The following is a 12,303-nucleotide window of genomic DNA, read 5'->3' as shown; positions in this document are numbered from 1 at the left end:
AATCTTCTCTCCTATCTCTAATCATTTTCATGTATTGCTCTCTGAAATGCAAGAAAAACCTGCATATCAAAATTTTTAACTTCGTCGATCACCATCTTCATGGCAGTCTCGCTGGAAAACGCGTCACGGTATGTCCTTTTGGATGTGAGGGCTGCATAGACATCACAGATCCTAATAATCCTGGCACCCATTGGAATCTTTTCCCCTGCCAGATTTTCCGGGTATCCGCTGCCGTCATAGTTTTCATGATGGTAGTAAATGCTGTCCAGCACAAACCGGGAATATCCCCTGTCCTTCAGGCTCTCATATCCCAATTCCGGATGACGCCTTACATACTTCATCTCCTCCACCACCATAGGATTTTCCTCCCCGGCAATGTAGTTATAAAGTCTCAGTTTTCCGATATCATGAAGCACTCCGGCCACTGCCAGCTCATGGCAGGCCTCCTCAGAAAGTCCCATCTGTTTTCCCACACGGAAAGCCAGGTTGCTCACCTGAATGCCATGTTCAATTTCCTTCTCCAGATTGAAACTAATCAGATGCTTCTGCGTATTTGCCATTCCCGCCATCCCCGCTCTTTATATTCAGATACGTTTCCAGCCCAATCCGTTTTCGGTCTGTCATCTCTTCGATCCTGGTAATATAATTTGTCACATCTTTTACGTTTTCAGCCCGTTCTATCCGCTCCCCGTTTTGGAAAACAAACTTGGTGGAAGCTCCCGCTCCCGCCGCCAGAATGGACTGCTTCTCTTCCATGATCAGAATATTATAGATACCCGCTTTGCCCGGTTTGGCATATCCCACATTCTCCAGATTGCCCGACATATTCTTCTGCCTGTACAGATAATATGGGCCCATGCCGCACTGCCGTGCGTAGTCCATGCACATATCCATGATCTCCTGATTGTTTTCAAAGGTCATCTCTTCATACTGTTCCCGGAACAGATGAAGCCTGGTGGCCCTCTTGACAGCCAGGGAATGTACCGTCAGACTGTCCGGGGCCAGAGCCTTTACTTCCTCCAGAGTGTGCCTTACATCCTCCGCACACTCCCCGGGCAGGCCTACGATCAGATCCATATTGATATTATCAAATCCGCACTCTCTGGCAAGGGCGAAGGCGTGCTTTGTGTCCTCCACTGTATGCCTGCGTCCGATCAAATCCAGTGTCTTCTGGTTCATAGTCTGGGGATTTACGGAAATTCTTGTCACCGGATGCCTTTTGATCACCATGAGTTTCTCCCTGGTGATGCTGTCCGGCCTTCCTGCTTCCACTGTGTATTCCTTCACCTGTTCCACCGGAAAACAGGCATCAATATGTGACAGCAGCCGTTCCATCTGCTCCGGTTCCAAAGTGGTGGGAGTCCCACCGCCGATATATATGGTATCAAGGGTGCGCACTTTCATGGTCTCTCCGATATAAGTCAGCTCCCTGCAGAGCGCATCCAGGTATTCATCCACTTTATCCCGCCATCTCTCTATGGGGGATGAACTGAAAGAACAGTAAAGACAGATACTTGGGCAGAAGGGGATTCCCACGTACAGGCTGTATCCGTTCTGATAATCAATATCTTTTAACAGATCCCGCTCCCGGTTGGCAATGGTTATTGCCAGTGCCGTCTTTGCGTTGCCGGTAAAATAAGTACGGCGCATATAGTCTGCAGCCTCCGCATTGCTCATTCCCGACTCAATAAGCCCCATGGCGATCTTGGTAGGCCGGATTCCGGTCAGGTTCCCCCAGGGAAGGGTGATTCCTGTCTCCTGTGTGAGTCCTCTGTACAAAATCTGTTTCAGTATGTTCTTTCTTTCTTTTCTGTCCTGCCCTTTTACAAAGCGGGCCGCTTCTCCGAATATAATTTCTCCATCCCTCTCCAGGGAGAGGTGCGTCTCTTCCTCCCCGTAGGCGATTCTCACCAGCAGGTCATAAGCTTTCTCTTCCTGCGTCTCTTCCGCATAGAAGTTCTCCACTTCTTCCTGGGGATAAAAGGCCTTGACCAGAGTGTAGGCATCATATTCAAACTCTCTTTTATTAAATGAAATGCCAATCATATAGGTTCCTCTTTCTTTGATTTTTTATAGATAGGGATTATATGATCGCTCATGATGGATGCTGGTCTCTTCCCCGTGTCCGGGATAAATCTTCACATCCTCGGGTAAATGGTTGATGATCTTCTTCAGACTCTCCTGCATTTTTGCAAAATTGCCTCCGGGCAGGTCACATCTGCCGCAGTTCTCACAGAAAATGGTGTCCCCGCTCATGAGCACACCCTCGTCCTCCAGATAATAGCAGCAGGAACCTTCCGTATGTCCCGGAGTCAGATACATTTTGATCTGAAAGCCTGCAAGTAAAAAGGTCTCGCCGTCTTCCAGGAAACGGTCGGCTTTCACCGTATAACCGATTCCCTCCCAGGAGGCTGACAGGTTCAACTGCGGGTCTGTGAGCATCTCTTCCTCCGCTCTGGCCGCATAGACGGGCACCTGCCACTTCTTCTGCAGCTCGCCTGCTGCCATAATATGATCATAATGCCCGTGTGTCAGAAGTATCCCTGCCGGTTTTCCCTCTATCCTGTCTATGGTACGGCAGATACGGTCCGCCTCAGCGGCGGGGTCAATCACCAGGATTTCCCCGCTCTGTGTATTTTTCAGGAAATAGCAGTTGGTCATGACCGGGCCAACCACAATTCCTCTCAGATTCAGATTCTTCATATCTCGACTCCTTAGCCGGTAGTACGTCCGATATCCAGAACGCTCTCTACCTGTCTGATTTTTTCCACCAGGCTGCTCAGCTCTTCCTTGCTCTTAATGTCAAAGGCAATATTTATGGTGGCACGCCCCTGTTTGCTGGTCCTTGTATTCATGGAGGTGATATCAATCTTCCTCTCCGTGAAAATCTTGGAAATGTCAACCAGAAGCCCGGTGCGGTTATTGGCGTACACATTGATCTCCGCTGTGTACTGCTCCCCGTCTCCCACGCTTTCTGACTGCCACTCCGCATCGATCAGGCGCTCCCTGTCTTCCAGGGACATATTGATAATATTGATACAGTCGGTACGGTGGATGGTCACCCCCCGTCCCCTTGTCACATATCCCACGATCTCGTCCCCGGGAATGGGGTTGCAGCACCTGGAAAACCGCACGGATACATCATGGATACCCTTCACCACAATACCGCTCTTGCTCTTGCGGATATGGAGCTTATCCTTTGTCTCCTCCGCAGCCTCCAGCACCTTCTCGTCTGTCAGTTCACCCTTGTGCTCCTTGGTGTAGATCTCCAGGAGCTTATTGATGACCTGGCCTTCTTTCAGACCGCCGTGTCCTACGGCTGCCAATACAGAATCCCAGTCCCGGAAACCGTATTTTTTCATAACAGATTCCAGATATTTCGGTTTTGTCAGATTTCCCAGTCCTATGCCTTTTAATTTTGCATACTGGGCGAGCATATCTTTGCCCTTTAAAATGTTGTCTTCTTTTAACTCCTGCTTAAACCACTGGTTTATCTTGTTCTTGGCCTGGGTGCTCTTAACCACCTTCAGCCAGTCGCGGCTTGGTCCCTTGGAGTTCTGTGAGGTAATGATCTCAATCCGGTCCCCGTTCTTGATCACATAGTCAATGGGAACCAGCTTTCCGTTCACTCTGGCGCCCACCATTTTGTTACCTACCGCACTATGTACATTATAGGCAAAATCAATGGGGGTGGAGCCGTTGGGAAGTGTCTTCACATCACCCGCCGGGGTAAAGCAGTAAACACTTTCGGAAAACAGATCCAGATCGCTTTTTAAAAGACTTAAGAACTCCTTGTTGTCGGACATATCCCGCTGCCATTCCAGGATCTGTCGCAGCCAGCTCATTTTTTCCTCTTCCTGCTGGGTCACACTGGCCTTGCTGCTGCCGGATGCCTCTTTGTATTTCCAGTGGGCAGCAATACCGTATTCCGCTGTGCGGTGCATCTCAAACGTACGGATCTGTATTTCAAAAGGCTGTCCGTTCGGTCCGATCAAAGTAGTGTGCAGAGACTGGTACATATTGGGTTTTGGCATGGCGATATAGTCTTTGAACCGTCCCGGTATAGGCTTATACATCTCATGGATGATTCCCAGGGACGCATAGCAGTCCTTCACTGTATCCACAATAATGCGGACGGCAAACAAGTCGTAGATCTGATCCAGGGTCTTATCCTGATTGACCATCTTCTTGTAAATACTGAAAAAGTGTTTGACACGCCCGTCAATCTGTGCGTGAATACCCGCATTTTCAATCTGTTCCCTGACACCGTTCACGATTCCGCTGACAAAAGCCTCCCGCTCACTTTTCCGCAGGTTGATTTTTTCCACCAGATCGTAATACACTTCAGGTTCCAGGTACTTTAAGGACAGGTCGTCCAGTTCTATTTTTACTTTGGAAATACCAAGCCGCTGGGCAATGGGAGCATAGATATCCATGGTCTCCCTGGCCTTTTCCTTCTGTTTGTGGGGCGGCATATATTTCAGCGTTCTCATATTGTGAAGCCGGTCAGCCAGTTTTATCAGGATCACCCGGATATCCTTTGCCATAGCAAGGAACATCTTTCTCAGATTCTCTGCCTGTACTTCCACTTTGTCTGCGGAATAATTCAACTGTCCCAGCTTTGTGACACCGTCCACTAACAGGGCCACCTCCGCGCCGAATTCCCGGGTGATCTCCTCTGTAGTCATGACTGTGTCTTCCACCACATCGTGCAGCAGGCCTGCCACAATAGTCTCCTTGTCCAGCTCCAGATCCGCCAGGATAATGCCCACACAGAGGGGATGAATGATATAAGGCTCGCCGGACTTGCGCACCTGCCCTTCGTGGGCATCTCTGGCAATCCGGTAAGCCTTCTCAATCATAGATATATCGGTGGAGGGATGGTACTTTCGCACACTGGAAATAAGCTCTTCATACAGAACAGAAGGGCTTGTAAAATCTTCCATGGTCTTCACACTTGCATCAGCCTTTTTAATTTTCGCTATTTCATCATCCTGAAGCGCTGCCTCTTTACTTTTCTCCATCTGCCATCACCTGATTTCTATTTACCTTCATAACATATAACGGAAGCCACATCATAATCTTTGAGACGTTTTCTGCCGTTCAAACCTGCCAGCTCCATAAGGGTGATGATCTTCACCACTTTGCCTCCAAGCTCCTCCACCATCCTGGCTGTCGCTTCAATGGTTCCGCCTGTGGCGATCAGGTCATCCACCAGTACCACCTTCTGGCCCGGTGTGACAGCGTCCTTGTGCATCTCGATAGTAGCACTGCCGTATTCCAAATCATAGCTGCTCTCTATGGTCTCGCAGGGCAGTTTCCCTTTCTTTCGTATCAGTACAAAGGGCTTATGTAAGTTGTAGGCAATAGGCGCCCCGAATATAAAGCCCCTGGACTCTGCTCCGGCGATCACATCTACCTCCACGCCGTCCAAAAGGGCCTGCATGGAATCCACAGCCAGTGCAAATCCATCTGCATCCTGTAATATGCTTGTCACATCTCTGAAAATGATTCCCGGTTCAGGAAAATCCGGGATACTGCGCACATATTCCTCAATCTTCTTCATAACTCTCTCCTGCCTTTAGTTTCTTTTTGTTATCTCACGATATGTCAATTATACTCAAATTTTGGGTGTAGTCTTTAGTATATCATCTTTTTTTGTCGGAATCAAATGCAATTGCTATCTATTAGACTTTATCTATCTATATTCATACACATTTGCCTAATGGTTTTTATATACCAATTGCAATTTTATACATTTTTCTACATTTTCTCCCACGCGGCAAAGGTAATACTTGGTATATTGCCGGGAAACACCGGGATATATATATACAATATCCCCAACTTTTTCCATTTCATTCAATTCCCGTCCGGTTTTGGCTCTGCCAGCGGTCCGTGAAGCACTTTGTTTTCAAAGGCATCCACCGGCATGGGCCTTGCAAAATAGAACCCCTGCCCGATATCACAGGAAATGGATCTTAAGAATTCAAGCTGTCTTTCATTCTCTATCCCTTCCGCAACGGTAGTGATGGAAAGTTCCCTGGCAAGGCGGATTATACTTTCCACCACCACTTTTCCCTTCGGGGATGTGGACTGCTCAGACAAAAATTCCCTGTCCAGCTTTAATTCCGCAATATCCAGGTCCTTCAGGGTATTAAGGGATGAATATCCGCTTCCGAAATCGTCCATAGAGATAGTGAAGCCCATTTTATGGAGCTTTTTGATCACCATCTTGACTTGATCCAGATTACTCATAGCCACACTCTCTGTAACCTCCAGAATGATCAGGGACGGATCTATCTGATACCGGTCCACAATATCATGGAATTTGTCAAGATACTCATCATCATAAAAAAACACCCGGGACTGGTTTACCGAAATGGGCCTTACCTGATACCCCTGCTTCATCCAGCAGGAAACCTTTTTACACGCCTCCTCCAGCATATACATATCAAGTTCTGTGATGAATCCGTTCTCCTCAAATACCGGTATAAATTCATCCGGGTAATGCATCACACCGTCCTCCGAACACCAGCGGACAAGAGCCTCGGCGCTGTGCAGGGTCTGGTCTCCCAGATAATATTTCGGCTGAAGATACATGTGGAATTCCCCGTTGGCAAGTGCTGCATGCATCTGGCTTTCAATCTCAATCTTTTTACGTGCTTTTTCATGGATCTCTTCATCGTAGAACGCAATGGGGTTGGAGGTATTGCCGTTCACACTGTTAAGCGCCAGCAAAGCTCCATTGATCGCTGCATCAGGGGAGAGGATATTTTTCATTCTCGGTTCATTTCCCTGTATGATATTGATTCCGAAATTGCAGTTAATACGGTAATCCTGATTCGGGCTTATGACATGATCATTGATATCCTGATGTATCTTTTTCATTCTGGAAATGATCTCTTCCCTGCTCTTATAGTAAAGCAGCATTCCGAAATGATCCGCGTTATCTCTGTAATACCGTTCACCTTGCGCAAGGTTTTCCTCCAGGACCCTGGCAATGTGCTGCAGGAGAAGGTTTCCTTTTTCAAAACCAAAGAATTCGTTCACAAACTTAAATCCGCTCATGTTCATCAATACCATGGCATAATCCGCAGGCTCCCTGAGCAAAGCCGGAAGGTCTGTGACAAAACGGTTCCGGTTGTCAGCGCCTGTCAAAACATCTTGATATGCAAAGATATTGAGGGCCTCATGTTCTCTCTTAAGCAAATTATATATATAGAAAAACAAAATGCCGAACATGAAAAAAACACAGACCATCACACATAAAAAGACAAGAAACATGGTATTGAAATTATGGTTCAGAAATGTCTGCGGCACCAGGCAGAATATCTGCCAGTCATTGGTTCCCACAGGAATAAATGTCACCCAATAAGCCTTGCCCCCGTAACGGAAGGTGGCGAAAGAGTCCCCTCCATGCTCCATATCGGCGAGAATGGATGCCCGGATATCATCCGGAATATCCCCGCCGTCAAAGACATTATCCAGATGTTTTCTGATGACCGCATGGTCAGAACGGATAATAAAATTCCCCTCATGGTCAATGATATGGATATAGGCAGCACCGTCAAATATATCCTGGCTTATGATCTCTGAAAAATCGGCAGTTGTGCGGGTTGCTGTGACAGCTCCGGTGACCTTCCCGTTATTGATGATCGGAACTCCATAACAGACTACCGTGCCCTCTGAAAACCTGTCATCCATAATTTCCGAAACAACAGCCTCTCCTAAGAAAGCCTTGTCTATAAACGTCTCGTCACTGATATCAACATCATAATATTTCTCACCGTTTGTATCAACAAAATATCCAGTCTTATCTGCGGAGACAAAACCCATGCGGATAAAATCATTGCGGCTGCTTTCCTCTTCCAGACAGGAGAGCGCTTCCTCCAAATCTATGGTATCCCCCTGCCCGATAAAAGCAGACATGGCATCCAGAGTCCGGAAATCTCCATCAATCTGGGCTGTAATAATGTTTTTATACTGTGACACAATTTCTTTCATATACTTTTGCGCTTCATTTTCCTGTGTATCTTTCATGCTCAAATAAACGACGCCACAGATCAGCACTAAAATAAGACTTACTACAGAAACCAGAATTACGGATATGGTAATTTGTTTTTTTACGTCTCCCTCTTTCACATTTGCACCCCCTGCACAGGCATCAGATTATAAATACATCATACATGATAATCCTGCGTAATACAATCATTACAGACAGCAAAATAACGCATTTCGGCCTGTGACGGTCAAATAAAATTCTGTATGATGATTTCTATGCTCTCCCTACCATTGTAGGCGTTTATGGAGGGATAATACGCAACGGACCACCTGGGCTTCTCCTTTATCTTTTCAGCAAAGGCATCCCCGTCCCCAAACCAGACACCCTGGGCCTGGCATCCGTTTTCATCAAAGAGATTCATTTTCACCACGTTGCGGTTCTTTCCAAAGACCCGGCAATTTTCAACACGGACATTTTTCTGGGCAAACAAAGGCTTGGTATTTCCCTTTCCAAATGGTTCTAAAAGGGAAAGCTGGCGTATGAGGGGCATGTTCACATAGGAGATGGGCATAGGCACATCAATCAGCACCTTTTCCGCCATATCCTCCTCTGTAAGTGTGCAGTTCTCATTGAGCATCCGCCTGAAAGGATCCACATTTTCCTCCGGCAGGGATAACCCGGCAGCCATGGGATGACCGCCGAACTTGGTCAGCAGTTCCCTGCACCTGGTCAGTTCCCGGAACATATGGTAACTCTCAATGGAACGGCCGGAGCCCTTGACCCCCTCCTCCGCTCTTGTGAGCACAAACACCGGCTTGCTGTAGCGTTCCCGGATACGGCCTGCAATGATTCCCGCCAGACTTTCATGGCAGTCCGCAAGATAGACGACCAGTACCCTGTCCTCCTTAAGGGATGTGTTTTCCACCATCTGTACCGCTTCCTCCACGCCTTTTGCCGTCATATCTTTTCTGCTGTCATTCAGTGCTTTCAAATCTTCCGCAAGTGCTGCCGCTTCCTCCCCGTCCCGGCACAAAAGCAGATTCAGCGCTCTCTTGGCAGTGCTCAGGCGCCCGCTGGCATTCATGCAGGGACCAATGACAAACCCGATGTGGTATGCCGTGAGAGGCTTGTCCTCCAGATGGTTTACATGGATCAGGGCTTTTAATCCGGGATTCTGTGTGCGCATGATCCTTTTCAGCCCTTCTTTTACTATGATCCTGTTCTCATCCTGCAGATCCATCACATCTCCCACGGTGGCGATGGCGGCAAATTCTATAAGCTCCTCCATATCAGAAGCAGGAAAACCCATGCGCTCATAAAGCCCGCAGATGACTTTATAGGCCACCATAGCCCCGCAGATCCCTTTATAAGGGTAGGGACAATCCTGCTGTTTCGGATTCACAATGGCGTCCGCGTCAGGCACAAACGTCCGCAGGCTTCCGTCTTCCTGCTCCTCGTATGGGATCTCGTGATGGTCTGTGACCACCACAGTCATGCCAAGAGTTTTGGCATAAGCGATCTGCTCTATAGCGCTGATACCGTTGTCACAGGTAACAATGGTATCTGTTCCGGCTTCATAAGCCAGATCAATAAGCTCTTTGCTGACCCCATACCCGTCTTTCATCCTGTCTGGTATATCAACATCCACGCAGGCACCTGCATGGCGAAGTCCTGTCAGCAGAATATAGGTGGAGCAGACACCGTCAATGTCATAATCACCGATAATCCTGATTTTTTTCCCTTCCCCGATTTTCTGTTCAAGAATATCAAGGGCAGCATCCATTCCTTTTAAAAGCTTCCAGGAATGAAGGCCCGACATCTTTCCGTGGAGATACCGGTCAATCTCCTCGTCCGTGATCTGGTCTCTGTTTCTGATAAGCCTTGCAATAACCGGGTCCACACCGAATTTCCGGCTGATCTCATAAAAATCCGCTTTCTTAGCGGAGATCACCCATTTTTCCATCTTTTGTCCTCTCCTATTCATGTTGAAAAAGAAAGGGGTACTGCTGTGCAGCACCCCCATCTGTTTTTACGCGATTTTCTTTTTGATCTTTGTCTTCATAACATACCACAGGGCACCTGTGATGCACACGGAAGAATATCCGCCGCACACAATACCAACCATCAGAGGCAGGGCAAATTCCCTTACAGAGGAAACTCCCAGCACGAACAGCAGGAATACCATGATAAAGGTAGTCAGTGATGTATAGATACTTCTTGTCAGAGTCTGGGTGATACTGTTGTTGACCAGCTCCTCCAAATCTGATTTCTTTTTGGCCACTGCCAGGTTCTCACGGATACGGTCAAAGATAACGATGGTCGCATTGATGGAATAACCCACGATCGTAAGCATACAGGCAATAAATGTGTTGCCCACAGATACTCTGGCTACTGCATAGAAAGCCAGAACTACCAGCACATCGTGCAGCAGTGCCACAACTGCGCTGCTGGCAAACCGGATATCTTTGAAACGGAACCAGATGTAAAGCAGCATGAGGACTGTAGCGATCACCACTGCCTTCACCGCGTCGGCGCGCATCTCGCTGCTGACTGTGGAGGAAATACTCTCCGTTGCGATCAAATCCTTATCCACATCAAACTCATCTACCAGAGCCTGGTTAAGCTCCTCTCTTGTCTGCACATCCAGAGTAATGGTCTTAATGATGACCTGATTGGTACCCACCACCTTAGTGGCCTGTACATTGTTGTCCCCTGTAACCTCTTCCACGATGGGAACCACTTTGGCATCAATCTCCTTAATGTCCATATTGTCATTAAAGGTCACGTTGGTGGATGTACCGCCTTTAAACTCCAGGCTGTATTTCAGTGCATCCCCTGTGCTGGCTTTGAACACGCCCATAGCAATCGGGGCGCAAAGAACCAGGATGATGGAAACTGCGAAGAAGATCCTTTTCTTCTGCAGAAAACGGATCGGCTGTCTCTCTTTCTTTCTGCCATAAAACTTTTCATCGCGGATTCCCACTGCATACATAGCGTAGGCAATAAAACGGGAAACCACTAACGCGGTGAACATGGACAGAACAATACCGAGTGCCAGCGTCTGTGCAAATCCTTTTACCGTACCGGAACCCAGCCAGTTCAGTACAAACGCTGCGATCAATGTTGTAATATTGCCGTCAAAGATGGCGGAGAACGCTTTCTGGAAACCATTCTGGATAGCAGTCCGAACATTTCTGCCAAGTGCGATCTCCTCCTGCATACGGGCATAGATGATGACGTTTGCGTCCACAGCCATACCGATAGACAAGATAATACCTGCAATACCCGGCAATGTCAGGGTCAGGTCAAAAGCATTCAGGAATATCAGATCCAGACATGTATAAATGATCAGCGCAATACCGGATACAAGTCCCGGAATCCTGTATACAAAGATCATGAAAAGGATAACCAGGGCAAGGCCGATCCCTGCTGCTTTTAAGCTGCTTGCGATGGCTTCCTCACCTAACTGGGCAGCAACTACGTTGGAACGCAGTTCGCTCAGTTCCAGCTTCAGACCACCGATACGGATGGTGGAAGCCAGGTTTTCCGCCTCAGCGGAGTCCTTCATACCGGAAATCTGGGCGTTGCCGTCCTTGATCTCAGCGTTTACATTGGGGACACTGACGAACTTGCCGTCATAGTAAATACCAATGCTGTCATGGTTGTCCTCATATGCAGCTTTTGTTGCCTCTGCGAATTTTGTAGTACCTTCCTCTGTCAGAGTCAAGTCCACCACATTCTCTTTGTTCTTCAGATCATTTTCGATCATGGAGGCTTTCGCCGTCTTTACCTCGGTACCTGTCAGGACAATGGAACCATCCTCCTGCAGTTCTTCAATGGTTTTATTCAGAACATACTCAGAGCCGTTGAACGTGTAGTTCTCAGAACCGTCAGAACCTTTATGGGCAATAAAATACAGGGAACCGGGTTTTCCCAGCTCTTCCAGAACCTTGTTGGCATCTGTCACTCCCGGGATTTCCACGTTGATCCTGTTTGTGCCCTCTTTGTATACCTGGGCTTCAGAGCTGTACTGCTCCACACGTTTCTGTAATTTGTAGATGGTATCTGCCATCTCATCGTCTGTCGGATTCTCTTTTGATGCCTCGTATGTTATGCTGACACCGCCTGCCAGATCCAGTCCGGTCTTAATGTGTTTGGCGGCACCTGTTCCGGTGGGACCAAGTCCCACTGCGGAGGTGAATACCAGAAAACCGGTAATCAGAACCGTCAGCACAAGTACGAGGATACCTCTGCTTTTCTTCATTGTTCTTTCCCTTCTTTACTTTTAGTCTTAATGTGTG

The 12,303-nt window shown here is 47.7% G+C and carries 8 protein-coding genes; all 8 read right to left on the bottom strand.

Features of this window, described 5'->3' with window-relative positions; all coding sequences use genetic code 11:
* Positions 1 to 17: 17 nt before the first annotated feature.
* The 8 genes from CI595_RS19775 to secD all read right to left on the bottom strand — a co-directional run bounded on the left by CI595_RS19775 (position 18) and on the right by secD (position 12,266).
* Positions 18 to 560: an HD-GYP domain-containing protein gene (locus tag CI595_RS19775; RefSeq protein WP_095175336.1), complete on the bottom strand. Its 543-nt coding sequence runs from the start codon at positions 558 to 560 to the stop codon at positions 18 to 20.
* Positions 532 to 2,046, bottom strand: coding sequence for a coproporphyrinogen dehydrogenase HemZ (gene hemZ, locus CI595_RS19770; RefSeq protein ID WP_095175335.1), 1,515 nt, complete (start codon positions 2,044 to 2,046; stop codon positions 532 to 534). Before hemZ ends, CI595_RS19775 begins: the two co-directional genes overlap by 29 nt.
* A gap of 24 nt (positions 2,047 to 2,070) precedes the next feature.
* Positions 2,071 to 2,703, bottom strand: a complete 633-nt coding sequence (locus CI595_RS19765) for an MBL fold metallo-hydrolase (protein ID WP_095175334.1) — start codon at positions 2,701 to 2,703, stop codon at positions 2,071 to 2,073.
* Positions 2,704 to 2,714: 11 nt separating this feature from the next.
* Entirely contained in the window at positions 2,715 to 5,024 is a 2,310-nt protein-coding gene (locus CI595_RS19760) for a RelA/SpoT family protein (RefSeq protein WP_095175333.1), read from the bottom strand.
* 17 nt (positions 5,025 to 5,041) lie between these two features.
* Positions 5,042 to 5,566, bottom strand: coding sequence for an adenine phosphoribosyltransferase (locus tag CI595_RS19755; RefSeq protein WP_095175332.1), 525 nt, complete (start codon positions 5,564 to 5,566; stop codon positions 5,042 to 5,044).
* Between the two features lie 293 nt (positions 5,567 to 5,859).
* Positions 5,860 to 8,142: a bifunctional diguanylate cyclase/phosphodiesterase gene (locus tag CI595_RS19750; protein WP_095175331.1), complete on the bottom strand. Its 2,283-nt coding sequence runs from the start codon at positions 8,140 to 8,142 to the stop codon at positions 5,860 to 5,862.
* Between the two features lie 107 nt (positions 8,143 to 8,249).
* Positions 8,250 to 9,965, bottom strand: a complete 1,716-nt coding sequence (gene recJ, locus CI595_RS19745) for a single-stranded-DNA-specific exonuclease RecJ (RefSeq protein WP_095175330.1) — start codon at positions 9,963 to 9,965, stop codon at positions 8,250 to 8,252.
* Positions 9,966 to 10,031: 66 nt separating this feature from the next.
* Positions 10,032 to 12,266, bottom strand: a complete 2,235-nt coding sequence (gene secD, locus CI595_RS19740; protein WP_095175329.1) for a protein translocase subunit SecD — start codon at positions 12,264 to 12,266, stop codon at positions 10,032 to 10,034.
* Between the last annotated feature and the right edge of the window lie 37 nt (positions 12,267 to 12,303).

The organism is Blautia hominis (assembly GCA_002270465.1).
Taxonomy (GTDB): Bacteria; Bacillota; Clostridia; order Lachnospirales; family Lachnospiraceae; genus Blautia; species Blautia hominis.
Note: the sequence above shows the minus strand (reverse complement) of the source record. Positions and strands in the feature narration are given on the sequence as shown.

What these genes read in the sequence shown, in the direction of transcription:
- CI595_RS19775 (WP_095175336.1), bottom strand. Translation starts at nt 560, where the DNA reads ATGGCAAATACGCAGAAGCATCTGATTAGTTTCAATCTGGAGAAGGAA.
- hemZ (WP_095175335.1), bottom strand. Translation starts at nt 2,046, where the DNA reads ATGATTGGCATTTCATTTAATAAAAGAGAGTTTGAATATGATGCCTAC.
- CI595_RS19765 (WP_095175334.1), bottom strand. Translation starts at nt 2,703, where the DNA reads ATGAAGAATCTGAATCTGAGAGGAATTGTGGTTGGCCCGGTCATGACC.
- CI595_RS19760 (WP_095175333.1), bottom strand. Translation starts at nt 5,024, where the DNA reads ATGGAGAAAAGTAAAGAGGCAGCGCTTCAGGATGATGAAATAGCGAAA.
- CI595_RS19755 (WP_095175332.1), bottom strand. Translation starts at nt 5,566, where the DNA reads ATGAAGAAGATTGAGGAATATGTGCGCAGTATCCCGGATTTTCCTGAA.
- recJ (WP_095175330.1), bottom strand. Translation starts at nt 9,965, where the DNA reads ATGGAAAAATGGGTGATCTCCGCTAAGAAAGCGGATTTTTATGAGATC.
- secD (WP_095175329.1), bottom strand. Translation starts at nt 12,266, where the DNA reads ATGAAGAAAAGCAGAGGTATCCTCGTACTTGTGCTGACGGTTCTGATT.